Raw genomic sequence first — 19921 nt, forward strand, 5'->3', positions numbered from 1 at the left:
AAGACCATTTTTGAAAAATGGGGAGAAAAATTTAGAGATTTTTTAGACAACGCAGAATAACAATACAACCCGAAAAATAAAATAGTTATGAGTTTAGAATTTAGTAATATATCTTTTGATTTACCAAAAAATCAATCCAATGTTATCAAGGTAATTGGTGTAGGTGGTGGCGGAAGTAATGCTATCAACCACATGTACAACAAGGGTATCAAAGGAGTTGACTTTGTAGTATGTAATACGGATGCTCAGGCATTGCAAAGCAGTCCAGTTCCTCATAAAATCCAATTGGGTGCGACCTTAACTGAAGGGTTAGGTGCAGGTGCAAACCCGGAAGTTGGTGAGCTTTCTGCCATGGAAAGTATGGAGGATATCAAGAATATGTTGAATACTAAATCTAAAATGTTATTCATTACAGTAGGAATGGGTGGTGGTACTGGAACGGGAGCAGCACCGGTGATTGCAAAAATTGCTCAGGACCTCGATATTTTAACGGTTGGAATTGTGACCATTCCATTTTCGTTTGAAGGAAAGATGCGTAATGAACAGGCTCAGAAAGGAATTGAAAAACTAAGAGCACATGTGGACTCTTTGGTAGTCATTAATAATAATAAACTTAGAGAAGTATACGGTAATTTAGGGTTTAAAGCCGGTTTTTCTAAAGCAGATGAAGTATTGTCAACAGCGGCAACTGGAATTGCTGAGGTTATAACGCATCACTACACTCAGAACATTGACTTACGTGATGCAAAAACAGTATTGTCTAATAGTGGTACAGCCATTATGGGGTCGGCCCAATCTTCAGGTTCGAACCGAGCCCAAAATGCGATTACCAAAGCCTTGGATTCACCACTGCTAAATGATAATAAAATTGAGGGAGCTAAAAATGTGTTGTTATTAATAGTTTCAGGAACTTCTGAAGTAACTATTGATGAAATAGGAGAAATCAACGATTATATACAATCTGAAGCCAAAACCAATGTGGATATTATCATGGGTGTGGGTGAAGATGATTCGCTTGGAGATGCCATTTCGGTGACAATAATTGCTACTGGATTTAATCCGGAACAACAAAGCGAGATCTCTAAGATCGAATCAAAAAAAATAGTACATAAATTGCTGGAGGAGAGAGAAGCTAAAATAGTGCCTGTACCGGCTCCTGTTGCAAAAGTTGTTCCTCAGGTAACCAGACATATTTTACACGAAGAAGATTTTGATGAGGAAGTAAAGTCGGTAACTCAAGAAAATTTAAATCAAGTTGTTGAACCGGATGCCAGCGCTGAAATTATCAATCAACCTGTAACCTTTGAAGAGGTGAAACCACTGGAAGTTGAGAAAGAAGCATTAAATGATATTCATGTGAGCTACGAACAGGTGCAGCCTCAGGTTGAACAAGACTTTGAGATCACAAATGTTACTCCAACCCAGGAAGTGACCATTGAAGAGCAGGAAGAGAATGAGGATCAATTCTCATTCACGTTTGATCTGCCAATTCAAAATGTTAAAAAGGAAGAGGTGAAAGAGGTGAAGACCTTAGAGAATTTCAATATTAATGATATCGAGATCGTCGGGCTGGAAGTGATCAAACCAGAACCAGCTGCAGCGCCTGTCACACCCTTAAGTGAGGAAACAATTCGTCATTCGCTTGAAGATGAGTTTGCAGCAGAATTAAAGACGTTGAAAAACATGTCTGAAGATGAAAAAGTAGAAGATGAAGACATGAACTTTGAGCTGAAAGTGACTAAACAGGATGTTGTCGAGAATGATGTAGTCGAAGCTCTTGAAGACAAAGATGTTTCTCCGATGAACTTAACGATTGCCGAGTTGCGTAACAGAGCCGAAATCCGCAGAATGAAAATGAAGGATTTCAATTATAAGTTTATCAATAATATGAACCAACACATAGATGATATTGAAAGCGAACCTGCCTATAAGAGAATGGGCGTTAATTTAGATGAGGTTCCTTTGTCATCAGAAGCAGATAAGAAACAATCAAGAATGACCTTAGGTACAGATGATAATGATGATATCCAGTTGAGGTCGAACAATTCTTTTTTACACGATAATGTTGATTAGTTTTAGTTTTAGTTAGTGGGAAAGTCCGGAGTGAAACAATGTTTTACTCCGGATTTTTATTTTTACAGACCTGTTGTGCGTTGCAGTGAGAAAAAAACAGGGCACAAAAAAAGCGACCCATGGGCCGCCTTCTTTTCGATCATTATCGGGTTCGATTAGTCTAAACTTACTACTTCTTCTTCCACCATTAAGGCAAAGAATTTGTTTAAGTTAGGCATGATGATAATGTTAGTTCTTCTATTTCTAGCTCTGTTTTTGTATGTAGAGTTGTCAGTTAAAGGAACGTAAGAACTTCTTCCAGAAGGAATCAATCTTGCTGGATCAACTTTGTATTTGTTCTGAAGAACTCTTACGATAGCTGTTGATCTTTTTACACTTAAATCCCAGTTGTCAACGATAGTTTCTGTATGTATACCCTTTGAATCTGTATGTCCTTCGATCATTACATCGATGCTTGGTTCAGCTTTGATCACATCTGCTAATTTTGACAATAAATCATGCGCTTTAGAGTTCACAGTATAGCTACCTGATCTAAATAATAAGCTGTCAGCAACAGAGATCATTACAACTGTTTGGTCGATCTGTACATCAATGTCACCATCCTTGTCAATATTGTTTTCATTGATAGATTGCTCTAAGTTATAAGCAATGGCAATATTCATAGAATCTTTTAGTGTCTTGGCACCTTCTAAAGTTTCAGGAGGTAATTTTGCTAAAGTTTCCTGAAGTCTTACCTTCATGTTTTCAGACATCACAGCTGAGTTGTCTGCTAACAAGTCCATTTTCTGGTTGTTGCTTTCCGCAAGGTTGGCATTGTCAGATTGCAAAGAATTTACTTGAGCGTTGTAAATCTCAACTCTCTTTTCAATTTTTGCCATTTTTGCTTCTAATTCTTCTTTTTCAACAGTAGTCTTCTGCAATTCTCCCCTTGTCTCCATTAAATCACCTTCCAATTGTACATATTTCTTTTTAGAAACACATGACACAATCAAAGTAGACATTACTAATAGTGCTAGAAATCTTTTCATCATAATTTAAATTTAGGTTATTTAGTTTTAGTGTTTTTTAAGTGATGAACAAAAATGTTGATTAGTTCCTGTTCATTAAATTTTTACTACGTGGCAAAAGTATGTGGCAATTCTGAAGAGAATCTTAATATTTCCTCATTGTGAATAAAAAAAGTGATTATTTAGAAATATTTTCACAATCTATAGGATGCTGGCTGCGAAAGATATAGGGAAGAAAAAAAGGACCCGATCATTGATCAAATCCTTTTTTAAAGTTTTATTTGAGGAAGGTTTAAATGCCGGGTAAATCTCCTTCTCCCTTGGCTGGCAAGTTACTCGTACCCATCAAAAAGATGTCTACTTCTCTGGCAGCTTCCCTACCTTCATTAATGGCCCAAACGATTAAAGATTGTCCGCGTCTCATGTCTCCTGCCGTGAAGATATGGGGCACATTAGTTTGATAATTGCTGGCCTTTATATTTGTGCGAGCATCTAATTGAAGCCCTAATTGATCACTTAAGGTGTTTTCTGGTCCTGTAAACCCAAGCGCCAGTAAAGCCAAGTCACAAGGCCACGTTTTTTCTGTTCCTGGTCGTTCAATTAATTCAGGTCTTTTACCTGGAACAATTTTCCATTGCACCTCCACCGTTTTTAATCCAACTAATTCTCCTTTATCATTGGTGATGAATTCTTTTGTGTTTATCAGCCAGTTTCTTTCGCAACCTTCTTCGTGTGAAGAAGAGGTCTTCAATTGCAAGGGCCAAAATGGCCAAGGAGTCGTTTCACTTCTTCCCAAAGGAGGTTTTGGCATAATCTCAAAATTAGTGACAGATTTAGCTCCCTGACGATTGGAAGTACCAACACAGTCAGAACCGGTATCTCCACCACCAATCACAATGACATCCTTTCCTTTTGCAGAAATCTCTTTACCTTCATATTCACTTCCAAAAATTCTCTTGGTCTGCTGCGTTAAAAAATCCATGGCCTGTTCAACACCCTTGGCATCGATTCCTTTTGTAGGAAGCGTACGAGCCTTGGTAGCTCCTCCACAAAGGACCATGGCATCAAATTCTTCTAATTTTTCTACCGGATAGTTTTTTCCAATATGAGCGTTGGTCTCAAAAGAAATTCCTTCTTCTTCTAGAATGGCAATTCTTCGATCAATAATTCCCTTTTCCATCTTAAAGTTAGGGATACCATATCGCAATAAACCACCCACTTCATCATCTCTTTCAAATACCGTCACCAGATGGCCGGCTCTATTCAATTGCTGAGCAGCTGCCAGTCCGGCTGGACCAGATCCTACAACAGCGACAGTTTTACCTGTTCTTTCTTTAGGAGGGTGCGCAACGATCCATCCTTCTTCAAATCCTTTTTCTACAATATTTTTTTCAATATTTTCGATTGAAACCGGATCTTCTATCAAGCCTAGTACACAGGCTTTTTCACATGGAGCCGGGCATAAACGTCCCGTAAATTCCGGGAAGTTATTAGTTGAATGTAAAATCTTTAAGGCCTTTTCCCATTCTCCTCTATATACCAAATCATTAAAGTCAGGTATCAAATTACCAAGCGGACAGCCGCTATGGCAGAATGGAATTCCACAATCCATGCATCTGGAACCTTGCTTTTGAAGCTCAGTCTCAGGTAGCTTTACAGTGAATTCTTTATAATCTTCAAGCCTTTCTTTTACAGCTTTGTTTTTCTCATCGACTCTGTCAAACTCAATAAATCCTGTTATCTTTCCCATAATTAAACTGTTTGTTTTGCTGCTGATTCTTCTGCTAACCTTGCCAGGGCTTTTTTATAATCTGTTGGTATCACTTTGATGAAATGATTTAATTGGTTATCCCAATTTTCCAATATCATCAGTGCTTTTGAACTTTCTGTGGCATGATAATGATTTTGAACAAGTTCAAACAACTCCTGTGCGTCAGTGACGGATGGCTTTTCAAGCTCGACCATTTCCATATTACACAAACCGTTTTTGAATTTCTTTTCAGGATCATATACGTAGGCAATTCCTCCACTCATACCGGCAGCAAAGTTTCTTCCGGTATTTCCTAAAACAACTACTTTTCCACCTGTCATATACTCACAACCATGATCACCAACACCTTCCACCACTGCTGTGATTCCGGAGTTCCTTACACAGAATCGTTCTCCCGCAACACCATTAATATATGCTTCACCTTTGGTAGCTCCATAGAAGCAAACATTACCAATGATGATATTTTCGTCTGCCACAAAGGTGGCTGATTCAGGTTTTTTCACAATGATTTTGGCTCCGGATAATCCTTTACCTAAATAGTCATTGGTGTTTCCATCTACATTTAATGTGAGTCCTTTGGTGGCAAATGCACCAAAACTCTGACCGGCAGATCCCGTAAAATTGATCTGTAAGGTATTGCTTGGCAATCCGTTGGCACCGTAAATTTTGGATATTTCGTTACTGATAATAGCACCCACCGATCTGTCGGTATTGCCTATAGGATAGCTCAATTGCATCTTTTCCTTTCTGTAGATGGCCGGATGCGCATCACGTATGATTTGAAAATCGATGGCATCATCAATTTCATGGTGTTGTTTTTCGGTATTTCGAATTACTTTTTCATGATAATCAGAAGGTTGGTATAGGATCCCTGAAAGATCCAATCCTTGCGCCTTGTATTGATCAATGGCTGATTTTGTATTGATCTTTTGAGATTGACCAATCATTTCATTAATAGTTCTGAAGCCTAAGGAAGCCATAATTCCTCTCAGTTCCTCAGCTACAAAATACATGAAGTTGATCACGTGTTCTGGTGTTCCTTTAAAGTTCTTTCTCAATTCAGGATCTTGCGTTGCTATTCCTACAGGGCAGGTATTTAGATGACATTTTCTCATCATAATGCAACCAGATGCCACCAATGGTGCTGTGGCAAATCCAAATTCTTCTGCACCAAGTAAGCAGGCAACAGCTACATCACGTCCTGTTTTTAACTGTCCGTCACATTCCAAAACCACGCGACTTCTAAGGTCATTTAATACCAGGGTTTGTTGTGCTTCCGCGATACCTAATTCCCATGGCAGTCCGGCATGTTTTAAGGAGGTTAATGGTGAGGCACCTGTACCTCCATCAAAACCAGAAACCAAAATAACATCTGCTTTTGCTTTTGCAACACCGGCAGCAATAGTACCGACTCCTACTTCAGAAACCAGTTTTACATTGATTCGGGCTTCTCTATTCGCATTTTTAAGATCAAAGATTAATTGAGATAAATCTTCAATAGAATAAATATCGTGATGAGGTGGTGGCGAAATTAAACCGACATACGGGGTAGAGTTTCTCACTTCAGCAATCCAAGGGAATACCTTTTCTCCAGGTAGTTGTCCGCCTTCACCTGGTTTTGCTCCCTGAGCCATTTTAATCTGAATTTCTTTGGCATTTGTCAGGTAGTTGCTCGAAACTCCAAATCGACCCGAAGCAACCTGTTTGATAGCACTGTTTCTGCTGTCACCATTCAGGTCTTTTCTAAACCTGTTTAAATCTTCTCCTCCTTCTCCAGAATTACTTTTACCACCAATACGATTCATGGCAATTGCAAGGTTCTCATGTGCTTCTCTAGAGATAGAACCATAGGACATGGCTCCGGTTTTAAAACGTTTTACAATTTCGGTCCAAGGTTCTACTTCTTCCACCGGAATAGGATCTAAGTTTTGAAATTCAAACAATCCTCTGAGGGTCATCAAACTCTCATTTTGCTCATTGATCATTTTGGAATAATCAGCATAGCTTTCTGTATTGTTTGTCCGAACAGCTTGTTGTAATTTAGACACTGTTGTTGGATTAAACATATGTTTTTCACCATTCCTTCTCCATCGATAATCTCCCCCTATATTGAGCTTTAGGTTTTGATCAATTTTTGTGTTGAAGAACGCATTTTTATGTCGTTTAGAAATTTCTCTTTCTATTTCATACAAACCGATTCCTTCAATTCTTGATGGGGTATTCGGAAAGTATTTGTTCGTGAATTTACTGCTAAGACCAAGGATCTCAAAAATCTGAGAAGCTCTGTATGAATGTAAGGTGGAAATCCCAATCTTATTCATAATTTTAAGGATCCCTTTCCCAATCGCCTTGTTAAAGTTCTGTACAGCTTCTTCGGCATCGATTCCGGAAATGGTTCCTGAATTTACTTTTTCACGAATAATTTCATTTACCATATATGGATTGATGGCACTTGCACCATAACCAAATAAAGTGGCAAAGTGATGTGGTTCACGAGGTTCAGCAGATTCAATGATAATTCCAAACTTTGATCTTTTTTTGGCATTATTCAAAGAGTGATGAAGAAAAGAACAAGCCAGTAAGGCCGGAATAGGACCGTTGGCCTTGTCAGCACCTCTATCGGTCAATATCACAATGTTATAACCCTCATCTACAGCCTGAGAAGCTTGTTCGACGATCTGTTCCAAGGCCTTTTCCAATGAATTTAATCCACGTTTTATATCATAAAGCATGGGTATTTCCACTGCTTTATAATCAGGATGATCAATATTTTTAATTTTATCCAGATCATCATTTGAGATGACCGGATTCTGAATTTTCAGTTTTTTACAGTGATCCGATGAGGTGTTAAAAATATTTCTGTCTTCACCAATGGCGAGACTGATATCTGTAATGATTTCTTCACGTATCCCATCCAATGGTGGATTTGTCACCTGCGCAAATAGTTGCTTAAAATAGTTGTACAGTAACTGATGTTTCTCAGACAAGATCGCCAGAGGTGTATCAGTACCCATAGAACCAATGGCTTCTTTACCGGTTTTACACATAGGTGTGATAATGGTATCGATGTCTTCCATGGTATAACCAAACATTCGTTGTCTCGTTCTGTATGGTGTCAATTCAATAGGGCATTTGTTCCCTGTATAAGGAACATCAGCCAATGGTAGAAGATTGTCATTCAGCCATTTTCTATAAGGATGTCTTTTTGTAACCTCATTTTTTACTTCGGCATCCTCAATAATTTTTCCGGCATTCATGTCTACAAGGAACATTTTTCCAGGCTCCAATCTACCGTGTCTTACCACATCTTCTGGTTTGATATCCAACACTCCTATTTCAGAGGACATGATCACATAACCGCTTTTTGTTACACTGAATCTAGAGGGCCTTAAACCATTTCGATCAAGCAAGGCACCGATATAATTACCATCTGTAAAAGGTACCGAGGCAGGACCATCCCATGGTTCCATGATGCAAGAATTGTATTCATAGAACGCCTTTTTCTGATCAGGCATGGTATCGTCTTTTTCCCAGGCTTCAGGCACCATCATCATCATGACTTCAGGAAGTGAACGACCTGTCATTAAAAGAAGTTCAACCGCCATATCCATAGAAGCAGAATCTGATTTCTTCTCGATGATTATCGGATAAAGTTTTTTAATATCTTCTCCGAAAAGATCACTATTCATTAACTCTTCCCTCGCTTTCATACGACTCACATTTCCTCTAAGGGTATTGATCTCACCATTATGACACATAAATCTGAATGGTTGGGCAAGATCCCATGATGGGGCCGTATTGGTTGAAAACCTTTGGTGTACCAAAGCCAATCTTGTTACAAGATCAGGATCAGACAGGTCAGAATAGTAATTTCTAATGTCTTCAGGAATCAGAAGTCCTTTATATATTAAGGTAGTTGTTGAGAAACTAGGTATGTAAAATTGTTTGGCATGCTTTAATTTAGAACTGTTGATATTGTGTTCAGCAATTTTTCTTGCCGCATAAACTTTCGCATTAAACGCCAAAGAGCTTAATTCTTTCCCGTTTTTTCCAACAAAAAGCTGCATGATCTTTGGCTCGGTAGATTCTGCTATCCGTCCTAAGTGTTCAGGATTCACAGGAACTTCTCTCCATCCTAATAATTCAAGTCCTTGTTTTTTAATTTCATCTTCTAAAACGCTGATACAATAATTATACTGATTGATCCCTTTTGGTAAAAAGATCATACCAACTGCATATTCACCTTGCTCCGGTAAATCAAAATCACACACTTTTTGAAAAAACTGATGAGGAATGTCGATTAATATTCCGGCACCATCTCCGGTTTTTCCATCAGCGCTAACAGCTCCTCTATGCTCTAATTTGATGAGTATTTCTAAGGCATCGTGTATAATACCATTAGTTTTTTCTCCATTTAGACTGCAAATAAACCCTGCTCCACAATTATCATGTTCAAATTCCGGTAAATATACACCCTGCTTTTCGTACGCCATAATTAAATAATTTTCACAAAAATAGCGAAATCCATAGAAAAAAATCAAAGAAAATTCATAAACCCAACAAGAAATGCAATATCATAATTTTACACTGATGAAAAGTAAGGATATGTTAATTTGGACTTTAAATATTGTTAATATCTAAAGACTTTGAAAATCATTTTATTGCAGAAGATCGTCCAAAGCGGATTCCAGGTCCGGAAATTCGAACTTAAATTCCGTTTGGAGAATCTTGTCCGATGAAACCCTGCTTCCTTCGGTGAGCAAGATCGAACGTTCTCCCAAAATGAGTTTTAATACAAAGACGGGTACTTTTGGAAGCCACATGGATTTACCTAATTTTTTAGCGATAGCTCGTGAAAAACCTATATTGTCAACGGGGTCTGGAGCAGCACAATTATAAGCGTTGCTCATAGAATTCTCTTCAAGAGCCTTCGATATAATTCGAATCAGGTCTTTGCCATGAATCCACGGAATGAATTGCTTGCCTGTTCCAAGGGCGGACCCTATATTCATTTTAAAAGGTTGAACCATTTTTTCAAGTGCCCCTCCTTTTTGCATTAGTACAATACCGATTCTGAGGTTCACCGTTCGGATCCCTAAGTTTTCGAACGGCCTTGTTTCTTCTTCCCATTGTTTGCAGACCTGTGCGACAAAATCATTTCCCGGAGCATCCTGCTCTTTAAAAATCACTGGGCTGGTCTGTTGGCCGTAAAAACCAACGGCAGAAGCTGAGACAATGGCTTTTATCTGGTGTTTTCTTTTAGCTAAAGATCTGTAAATGAGCTTGGTGGTTTCAACCCTGCTGTCTATAATTTCCTTTTTACGTTCATTGGTCCAGGCCTTGTCAGCTATGCCCGCTCCTGCCAAATGAACAATATAATCACAGTTGTCAAAAGCCTGCTCTTCGATGAATTGATCCTTGTAATCCCATAGAAAGGTGGTGTACTTGGAACCCGCTCGCCTTGTCCTGCTTAAAATCGAGACCTCATACCCCTTGCTTGTCAGATAGTCACATAGTAAAACCCCAACAGAGCCCGTTCCACCTGAAACCAAGATACGCGTCGCCATGAATTTTATTTTAAGATGGACCTCGAGATCACTATTTTTTGAATTTCAGACGTACCTTCATAAATCTGAGTTATTTTGGCATCCCGCATCAGTCTTTCAACATGATATTCTTTAACGAATCCATAGCCACCATGAATCTGCACAGCTTCGACCGTGTTTCTCATGGCCATGTCGGCAGCATATAATTTAGCCATTGCACCAGACAGGTCGTAGTTCTTTTTTTCATCTTTATCCCATGCGGCTTTTAAACACAACAATCGTGCAGTTTCTATTTCAGTGGCCATGTCGGCTAACTTAAAAGCAATTGCCTGGTGTTTGCTGATTTCTTTTCCGAAAGCTTTTCTTTCCTGCGAATATTGCAAGGCCAGTTCATAAGCTCCTGAAGCAATTCCAAGGGCTTGAGCGGCAATTCCGATTCTACCGCCTGCAAGTGTTTTCATCGCAAATTTAAATCCGAACCCGTCTTCACCGATTCGATTTTCTTTAGGCACTTTTACATCGTTAAACATCAATGAATGGGTGTCAGATCCTCTAATGCCGAGTTTATTTTCTTTAAGACCTACCTCAAAACCTTCTGTGCCTTTTTCTATAATTAAAGCATTGATTCCTTTGTGACCTTTGTCAATGTCTGTTTGACAAATGACAAGATAAACACTGGCGGTCCCTCCATTGGTAATCCAGTTCTTGGTCCCATTTACTAGGTAATGATCTCCTTTATCAATAGCGGTCGTTTTTTGGGAAGTCGCATCACTTCCAGCTTCCGGTTCACTCAGACAGAAGGCGCCAATAATTTCACCGGTAGCTAAAGGTATTAGGTATTTTTGTTTTTGCTCTTCTGTTCCATAGGTTTCTAAACCCCAGCAAACCAGTGAGTTATTCACGGACATTACCACGGATGCCGAAGCGTCCACTTTGGAGATTTCTTCCATGGCGAGCACATAAGATACTGTATCCATGCCGCCACCTCCATAGGCGGGATCTGTCATCATTCCAAGAAAACCAAGCTCTCCCATTTTTTTAATTTGTTCTGCAGGGAACTGCTGTTTTTCATCTCTTTCAATAACGCCTGGTAGTAATTCCGTTTTGGCAAAATCACGTGCCGCATCGCGTATCATGATTTGTTCTTCAGTTAGGGTAAAATCCATGAATAAAAATGAGTTTAGTAATTACAAATTCAATTGCTCAAAGATAGGCAAATTCTCAAAATGTATTTGTAATTTTACCGAATATGGAGAATAAAAAATGGTTTGTGATCGGATTGATGAGCGGAACCTCCTTGGATGGGCTTGATTTAGTATATGTTAAAATTGAGCTAAATAAGGGTTATCATTTTGAAATATTAGAAACAGAAGCCGTAAATTATTCCGATATATGGAAAAATAGGTTGAAGGATGCTTTTGGTTTTTCAGGAGAAAAATTGACTTTTCTCGATGCACAATACGGTAAATTTCTTGGTCAGCAAGTGGAGGATTTTATACAGAAAAAATCGATTGAAAAAATTGATTTTATAGCTTCACATGGTCACACTATTTTTCATGATCCGGGCAGAGGGTATACCCTTCAAATTGGAAATGGAGCACAGCTGTCTGCAACGACCAAAAGAAAAGTGATTTGTGATTTTAGAACTCAAGATGTTGCTTTGGGAGGTCAGGGAGCTCCTTTGGTTCCAATCGGTGATCAACTGTTGTTTTCGCACTATGACTTTTGTTTAAACCTGGGCGGCTTTGCCAATATCTCTTATCAGAAAGAGATCAGTAGGATTGCCTATGATATCTGTGCTGTCAATATTGTGTTAAATCATTTTACAAGATTGAATGGATTAGAATACGATGATGGAGGGAAGATGGCGTCTGAAGGGAAGGTCAACAAGGATTTGTTGCATGAACTAAACAGTTTGGGGTATTATAAAGAGATGGCACCTAAATCTTTGGGGTATGAATTTGTAATAGAAACCCAGTTGCCACTTATTGAGAAATATGAATTGTCGCTCCCAGATATTTTAGCCACTTGTGTTGAACACAGTGCCGTGCAAATTGCGGAGATTGTAAATCAGGTAGTAACTGAGAATGAGGGTGCACAGTATCGTATGTTGATAACGGGTGGAGGTGCCTATAACACCTATTTAATCGAGCGAATTAAAGATTTATGTGCGGTGGATGTTATTATACCTTCAAAGGAAATTATTGAATTTAAAGAAGCATTGATTTTTGCCTTGCTAGGAGTGCTTAGAAATGAAGGTCAGGTGAATTGTCTCAAAAGTGTGACAGGTGCAAGTCACGATCACAGTGGAGGACAGATCTATAATTATTAACGTAACAGTTTAGAATCATGAAAGAACTTTTAAAAAAATATGAGAATAAGTCACCTGAAATAGTATTTCATTGGAGAGACCGCGAAACAGAGGCTGAGGGCTGGACCGTGATTAACTCTTTGCGAGGTGGTGCTGCAGGTGGTGGAACCAGAATGCGGAAAGGGCTGGACATGAATGAAGTTTTGTCATTGGCGAAAACCATGGAGGTGAAATTTACCGTCTCAGGACCCAATATCGGTGGTGCAAAGTCCGGAATAAATTTTGATCCGAATGATCCTCGTAAAAGAGGTGTGTTGGAGCGCTGGTACAAAGCAGTTACACCTTTGTTAAAACATTATTACGGTACTGGAGGAGATTTAAATGTGGATGAGATTCATGATGTGATCCCTTTAACTGAAAATTCAGGAGTGTGGCACCCGCAGGAAGGAGTGTTTAATGGTCATTTTAAACCTACTGAAGCAGAGAAGATTAATAGAATTGGTCAGTTACGACATGGAGTCATCAAAGTGATAGAAGATCAGCATTATTCTCCAGATTTATCCAAAAAATATACCATTGCAGATATGTTAACAGGTTTTGGTGTTGCCAAGGCTGTAAAGCATTATTATGATATTTATGGTGGCGATATAAATGGTAAAAGAGCCATTGTTCAAGGATTTGGAAATGTCGGATCCGCTGCCGCTTATTATTTGACCCAACTTGGTGCCAAAGTTGTGGGAATTATTGATCGGGTGGGCGGCGTGATTAATGAGGAAGGTTATGATATGGAGGAAATCCGTACGATGTTTTTAAACAAGCGCGGGAATATGCTTGTGGCTGAAGATATGATGCCTTTTGATGAGATCAATAAAAAAATATGGTCGGTACCTGCCGAGATTTTTATTCCGGCAGCTGCTTCAAGACTGGTCACAAAGGATCAGGTTGAAGAGATGATAGGTTCGGGACTAAAAGTCATTTCTCCAGGAGCCAACGTGCCTTTTGCAGATCCTGAGATCTTTTTTGGATCGATAATGGAATATACAGATCAACAGGTGAGTTTGCTGCCTGATTTTATTTCTAACTGCGGTATTGCGCGATTGTTTGCTTATTTGATGGAGAGTAAGGTTGAACTTCCAATGAGTGATCACTCTATTTTTGAGGACACCTCAAATACCATCCGGCAAGCTCTTGAAAAGACACATCATTTACATCCCTATGACACCAATATTTGTAGAACAGCTTTTGAGATTGCGCTACAGCAATTGATATAATTTTGGCTGGATCTTCAACTTCTCTGACTTCGATTTATAATTCTTAGCACTGCATGGGTTCAGAAATTTTGACAATCTTTCTTGAATTTTAATTCTTGTAGAATATGATAAATTATTATATTTAGCACTTAAAATTGAAATAAATGGAATCACTGGTCATAATCGTTTTCGTATTAGGATATCTCGCAATTACCTTAGAACATAATTTAAAAATAGATAAACTGATACCGGCGCTTGGGATGATGGCGGTGAGTTGGGCGCTTATTTCTTTAGGGCATCTTGAAGTGTTCGAGGTTAATACAGAACTTTTAAGGCTTGAACCAACCCATTTAGATGAAATACTACTACATCATTTGGGTAAAACGGCGGAAATTTTAATTTTCCTTATCGGAGCTATGACCATTGTAGAAATTATTGATTATTTCAACGGTTTCTCTGCAATTAAAGGGTTTGTGCAAACGAATTCTAAGAAGAAACTGCTATGGATTTTTTCTATTTTGGCATTTATCCTATCGGCAATTATTGATAATTTAACTGCAACAATTGTTCTCATAACGATTCTGAGAAAGATTATTCAAAAAAAAGAAGACAGGTTGTGGTTTGCAGGTTTGATTATTGTAGCTGCAAATGCAGGAGGAGCCTGGTCACCAATTGGTGATGTGACAACAACCATGTTATGGATTAGTGACAAAGTTACCACTGTCAATCTTATCAAATACTTATTCATTCCATCCCTGTTATGTATGGCTATTCCGGCTTTACTTGCCTCTAGATTGCCTGCTTTTCAGGGAGAAATTGAACCAGTAGAGGATGGTGAAGAGGAAAAGGCAGATGAGTACTCCAAGATCATGCTATATCTTGGTCTGAGTGCGATCGTCTTTGTGCCGATTTTTAAAACGGTAACTGGTTTACCTCCATATGTGGGGATGATGTTATCATTGGCCGTCGTTGCGATTTTCGCAGAAATCTATTCGAATGCAAGGATTTCATTGACCAGTGTAGATACAGACTCAGACGAGGCAGGCCATCATAGTCCAGTGCATAGTGCATTATCGGGGATAGAACTTCCGAGTATCTTATTTTTCTTAGGTATTTTAATGGCAGTTGCTGCCCTTGAATCTTTGGGAATCCTGTTTAATTTTGCCAATGCCATGAATGAAACAGTGCCTATGTTGGGGACAGAACCTAAAATTGACGGATATAATGTTTCGGATTTGGTGGTGATGCTGATGGGAGTGGCCTCGGCGATTATAGACAATGTACCGTTGGTGGCAGCGAGTATTGGTATGTTTTCTGACCCTGTCGATAGTCCCTTATGGCATTTTATTGCTTTTGCAGCCGGAACCGGAGGTAGTATGTTGATCATTGGATCTGCTGCTGGTGTTGTTGCCATGGGAATGGAAAAAATCAATTTTTTCTGGTATTTAAAGAAAATTTCCTGGCTGGCATTTGTAGGATTTTTAGTTGGTTCTGTAGCATTTATGTTCCTTCGATCCTTTATTTAAAATTTTAAGGAAACTTTCACATTTCTGATGCAATTTAGCTAGGTTTGTATCGTTACGATTTAATACTCATTAATTCAGGAATATGTCATTATTTTTACTTCAGGATCCCGAAACTACGCCTGAAAATCTAGAAGAAGTTATCTCCGAAGAAAAGACCTTGTCAATTTTTAATTTGATCATGGAAGGTGGTTTGGGAGGTCAGATCATAATTGCCATTCTTTTCGTGCTTTTATTGATCGGATTATACATTTATTTCGAACGCTTTTTAGCGATCAAAGCAGCGACCAAGATCGATAAGAATTACATGAATCAGATCAGGGATAACATTCAAAGCGGCAATGTTGAAGCTGCAAAGATTCTTAGTCAAAACAATAAATCACCAGTTGCTCGATTGATTGAAAAGGGTATTTCACGTATTGGAAAACCTTTGGATGATATCAATACAGCTATTGAAAATGCAGGGAAGCTTGAAGTGTACAAACTTGAAAGAAATGTAAGTGTGCTGGCTACCATTGCAGGTGCGGCCCCTATGATTGGATTTCTGGGTACCGTAATAGGTATGATCGTTGCAATTCACGAAATAGCGAATTCTGGAGGACAGATAGATATCAAAATGTTGAGTGATGGCTTGTATACCGCGATGACAACGACTGTGGCCGGATTGATTGTGGGGATTATCACGTATATCGCTTATAATCACTTGATCGTCAGGACCAATAAAGTAGTCTATCAAATGGAGGCGAATTCTCTGGAATTCTTAGACCTTTTGAACGAACCGGTTTAAACAAACTTCAGCAGCAATGAACATTAGAGGAAGAAATAAGATCAATCCAAATTTCAATATGTCGTCGATGACGGATATTGTTTTTTTGTTATTGATATTTTTCATGTTGACATCGACTTTGGTTACGGTTAATGCTTTGGATATTATTCTGCCCAAGGCACAGGGGAAAACTGAGAACAACAAATCAACCGCTGTTAGCATTACCAAAAAACTGGACTATTATATTGATAAAAAGAAGGTAAAGGAAGGCGAAGTAGAACAATATTTATTAGACAAGTTACAGGAAAGTGATCAACCCACAATTGTTTTAAGAGCAGAGGAAGGCGTGCCTATTGAAAAGGCTGTAAAAGTGCTGGATATTGCAAATCGGAACAAAATAAAAGTGGTGCTGGCTGTACGACCCAAATAGACCATCATGGCTCTTTTAGATACTTCACATAAACGAAAATCTGCTGTAATGACTTCGATCGTTGCAGTTATTTTGTTGTTATTGATGTTTGTATTTGGCCTGACCTATTTTGATCCGCCTAAAGAATATGGTATTGCAGTCAATTTTGGAACCTCAGATGTGGGAAGTGGAAACAGACAGCCAACAGAGGCCTTAAAACCGGCGGCTGAAGCAGCTTCAGAAATTGAGCCTGAGGAACAAGCCGTTGAAGAGGTGCAAGAGGAGGTAATGGAAGCATCGGCAGAGCCGCAAGCTGCGCCTGAAGAAGTAGCGGAAGAAGTGATTACACAAAATAATGATGAGGCAATAGCGATTAAAAAAAGAGAAGAAGAAAGAAAAAGAGAAATCGAAGAAGCTGAGAAAGAGGCTGAAAGAGAGGCCGAAGCAGAGAGGAAAGCCGAGGTGGAGAGAAAGGCGGCAGCAGAACGAAAAGCAGCTGCAGCGAGAGAGGCCGAAGCCAAACGTCTGGCTGAAATTGAACGTAAAAGTAAAGAAGAAGAAGCGAAACGAAAGAATGCAGATGCCATTATGGGTGGTTTTAGCGATAGTAATGGAAAAGCTGAAGGAGGGGAAGGAAATGACAATCAGGCCGGAGACAAAGGAAAGGTTACCGGTGATCCTAATGCCAGTGGTTATTACGGTATTGGCGGAGATGGAAGTGGGGGTAATTACAGACTGAGTAATAGAAATGCCCTGAACAAACCGAAACCTGATTACCCTTGTAATGAAGAGGGAAAGGTTGTTGTTACTATAAGTGTAGATCAGTCCGGGAGGGTTGTGTCTGCTGTTCCCGGTGCCAAAGGGACAACGAATTCAGCTTCATGTTTACTTACCGAAGCGAAAGAAGCTGCATTAAAAACAAAGTTCAATGCTGATAGTAAAGCGCCGGCGAAACAGGTGGGGGCGATTATTTATAACTTCTCCTTATCAGAATAAGTGTGACGTACCAGGAAACTTTAGAGTGGATGTTTTCAAGATTGCCTATGTATCAAAGACAAGGCAGCACCGCTTTTAAGAAAGATCTTACCAATATTCTGGCCTTTTGTGAAAGACTGAATAACCCACAGGAAAAATTCCCGAGTATTCATGTTGCCGGCACCAATGGCAAAGGCTCAACGAGTCATATGATATCTTCTATTTTACAGGAAGCAGGCTACAAGGTAGGATTATATACCTCTCCTCATTTAAAAGATTTTAGAGAACGAATTCGTATCAATGGTGAGGAAATAGAAAGACAGGCAGTAGTTGATTTTATCGGAAATGAAAAAGATTTTTTAGAAAGACAAGGACTCTCTTTCTTTGAATTAACTGTGGGACTTGCCTTTGATTATTTTGCTGTTAACAAGGTAGATATTGCAGTTATAGAGGTGGGGCTAGGTGGAAGGTTGGATTCGACGAATGTGATTAACCCGTTGGTTTCTGTCATTACAAATATTGGACTGGATCATACACAGTTTTTAGGAGAAACCCTGGCTGAAATAGCTTTTGAAAAAGCAGGAATCATTAAAAAAAATACTCCTGTTATTATTGGTGAATATCAGGCTGAAGTGATGCCTGTATTTAAAAAGATTGCCGAAGAGAAAAATTCACCATTGTCCCTGGCAGAAACGACTGTTTCATCGGATGTAGCTACGGATCTTTTAGGGGAATATCAGTTAAAAAATGCGAAAACAGCTGCACAGGCCATCAAGTTACTCGATCAAACGGTGGTCAAAGTAACGTCTGAGAATATTTCTAAAGGGCTTATGCATGTCGTCTCAAATACAGGATTGAAGGGTCGCTGGCAGGTTTTACGAGACAAACCGAAGGTGGTCTGCGATACAGCACATAATAAGGAAGGCTTGTCGCTTGTAATGAAACAATTGGAAAAAGAAAATTATGAAAATCTGCATGTCGTTTTAGGAATGGTTAATGATAAAGAATTACAGGGTGTTCTATCATTGTTGCCTAAAAAAGCGGCTTATTATTTTTGCAGACCAGCGATTCCCAGAGGCCTGGATGCCGAAATTTTGCAGAAAGAAGCCTTACTTCAAGGATTGAAAGGAACAGTCTTCAGGTCAGTTTCTGAGGCTTATAACAAAGCAATCTCAAATGCAAATTCTGATGATTTGATCTATGTAGGTGGAAGTACTTTCGTAGTAGCTGAATTAGAATTATAGTTTTTGGTCAAAAACGCTTAAATTTGTTGTTCATTTTTTAATTCATTCTTATGAAATATAGAGTAGGCTTTTGTTCGATTGTTCTGTTTTTCCTTTTTACTATCAATGAGCTGAATGCACAAGATACAGAAGATGCTAACAGGCCCATTTTCTTAACTGTGACAACCTTACAAGGGGCTGATGGTTTTGATTTTGAAGAATGGCTTGCCATTGAAGAGGAATATTTTGAAAAAGTAACCAGCAAAATTGACCTATTGACCTCACATGAAGTTCTCATGAGTTATTTTGCGCCACAGTTTGGTGAGATAAAAGTGATCAATGTGATTCATTCCTGGGAGGATATCATCAAAGTAAATGAAAGAAGGAAAGAATTAATAGAAGAGGCGTGGCCGGATGAAGTAGAACGAAATGCTTTTTTTGAAAAGCAAAATAGCTTTTATAAAAGCAAGCATAGTGATGAGATCTTTTTAACAGCAGACAATGCTAAAGATCTTGATAGATTGCCAGGACAGAATGTACCCTATGTTTTTATGATTAAAACCAATATTCTGTCAGACACTGAAGATGAAAATTCATACGAGAATTATAATAAGTATGTGGAAGAAGTGATTGACAATAATTCAAAAATTCAGGCCTATTATCCTTTTAGCCATTTTTGGGGTGATGATAGTAGGGAGTTTGTTGAAATGTTTGTGTTAGATTCGTTTTCTGATGCTGAATTATCTCAGTATGAAGCGAATGCACTTATCTCAGATATGTATCCCGAGGAGGCCGACAGAAAGAAATTTTTAGCTTCCATTTTTAGCGCTATAGAAAGTCAAAGCACCTCTTTTTATAAAAATATTCCTTCCTTGTCAAAGTAGGAATATTTAATCTAAACAAAAGTCCAAAAATTATAGAAGAAATGTTTGCCAGTATTAAAAACTAAATTATATTTGCATCCGCTTAGGGCAATTAGCTCAGTTGGTTCAGAGCACCTCGTTTACACCGAGGGGGTCGGGGGTTCGAATCCCTCATTGCCCACATCAATCAGAATCCCGATAAAT

At 38.9% G+C, this 19921-nt stretch carries 14 protein-coding genes and 1 tRNA gene; 10 read left to right on the forward strand and 5 right to left on the reverse strand.

The genetic code is table 11. From position 1 onward, the window contains the following. Positions 1-87: 87 nt before the first annotated feature. Positions 88-2073: a cell division protein FtsZ gene (ftsZ, locus tag ACR2MV_RS14150; protein WP_434022689.1), complete on the forward strand. Its 1986-nt coding sequence runs from the start codon at positions 88-90 to the stop codon at positions 2071-2073. Positions 2074-2228: 155 nt separating this feature from the next. On the opposite strand, the gene ACR2MV_RS14155 is transcribed toward ftsZ, so the two are convergent. From ACR2MV_RS14155 to ACR2MV_RS14175, 5 genes are all read right to left on the reverse strand, one after another. After that, a complete protein-coding gene (locus ACR2MV_RS14155; RefSeq protein WP_434022690.1) occupies positions 2229-3101 on the reverse strand; it encodes an OmpA/MotB family protein in 873 nt (290 codons plus the stop codon). Between the two features lie 271 nt (positions 3102-3372). Beyond that, positions 3373-4830: a glutamate synthase subunit beta gene (locus ACR2MV_RS14160; protein ID WP_434022691.1), complete on the reverse strand. Its 1458-nt coding sequence runs from the start codon at positions 4828-4830 to the stop codon at positions 3373-3375. A gap of 2 nt (positions 4831-4832) precedes the next feature. Further along, positions 4833-9344 carry a glutamate synthase large subunit gene (gene gltB, locus ACR2MV_RS14165; protein WP_434022693.1) on the reverse strand — a complete coding sequence of 1504 codons (4512 nt, stop codon included), beginning with the start codon at positions 9342-9344 and terminating at the stop codon, positions 4833-4835. 165 nt (positions 9345-9509) lie between these two features. After that, positions 9510-10418, reverse strand: coding sequence for a TIGR01777 family oxidoreductase (locus ACR2MV_RS14170; RefSeq protein WP_434022695.1), 909 nt, complete (start codon positions 10416-10418; stop codon positions 9510-9512). Between the two features lie 5 nt (positions 10419-10423). Beyond that, a complete protein-coding gene (locus tag ACR2MV_RS14175) occupies positions 10424-11563 on the reverse strand; it encodes an acyl-CoA dehydrogenase (RefSeq protein ID WP_434022697.1) in 1140 nt (379 codons plus the stop codon). An 83-nt stretch (positions 11564-11646) separates the two neighbouring features. On the opposite strand from ACR2MV_RS14175, the gene ACR2MV_RS14180 reads away from it, so the two are divergent. From ACR2MV_RS14180 to ACR2MV_RS14220, 9 genes are all read left to right on the forward strand, one after another. Next, complete coding sequence (locus ACR2MV_RS14180; RefSeq protein WP_434022699.1) at positions 11647-12729, forward strand: anhydro-N-acetylmuramic acid kinase; 1083 nt, start codon at positions 11647-11649, stop codon at positions 12727-12729. Between the two features lie 17 nt (positions 12730-12746). Next, entirely contained in the window at positions 12747-13979 is a 1233-nt protein-coding gene (locus ACR2MV_RS14185; protein WP_434022701.1) for a Glu/Leu/Phe/Val dehydrogenase dimerization domain-containing protein, read from the forward strand. A 143-nt stretch (positions 13980-14122) separates the two neighbouring features. Then, entirely contained in the window at positions 14123-15484 is a 1362-nt protein-coding gene (gene nhaD, locus ACR2MV_RS14190; protein ID WP_434022702.1) for a sodium:proton antiporter NhaD, read from the forward strand. Between the two features lie 82 nt (positions 15485-15566). After that, positions 15567-16268: a MotA/TolQ/ExbB proton channel family protein gene (locus tag ACR2MV_RS14195; RefSeq protein WP_434022703.1), complete on the forward strand. Its 702-nt coding sequence runs from the start codon at positions 15567-15569 to the stop codon at positions 16266-16268. Between the two features lie 16 nt (positions 16269-16284). Further along, positions 16285-16677: an ExbD/TolR family protein gene (locus ACR2MV_RS14200; protein WP_434022704.1), complete on the forward strand. Its 393-nt coding sequence runs from the start codon at positions 16285-16287 to the stop codon at positions 16675-16677. Between the two features lie 6 nt (positions 16678-16683). Further along, positions 16684-17652 (forward strand): energy transducer TonB, encoded by a 969-nt coding sequence (locus tag ACR2MV_RS14205; RefSeq protein WP_434022705.1) that lies wholly within the window; start codon positions 16684-16686, stop codon positions 17650-17652. Positions 17653-17681: 29 nt separating this feature from the next. Beyond that, positions 17682-18875: a bifunctional folylpolyglutamate synthase/dihydrofolate synthase gene (locus tag ACR2MV_RS14210; RefSeq protein ID WP_434022706.1), complete on the forward strand. Its 1194-nt coding sequence runs from the start codon at positions 17682-17684 to the stop codon at positions 18873-18875. 50 nt (positions 18876-18925) lie between these two features. Continuing rightward, on the forward strand, positions 18926-19738 hold the full coding sequence (locus ACR2MV_RS14215; RefSeq protein WP_434022707.1) for a hypothetical protein: 813 nt from the start codon (positions 18926-18928) through the stop codon (positions 19736-19738). Between the two features lie 85 nt (positions 19739-19823). Continuing rightward, a tRNA-Val gene (locus tag ACR2MV_RS14220) sits at positions 19824-19898 on the forward strand. The last annotated feature ends 23 nt before the right edge of the window (positions 19899-19921 follow it).

Source organism: Lutimonas sp., assembly GCF_051011215.1.
Classification (GTDB): Bacteria; Bacteroidota; Bacteroidia; order Flavobacteriales; family Flavobacteriaceae; genus Lutimonas.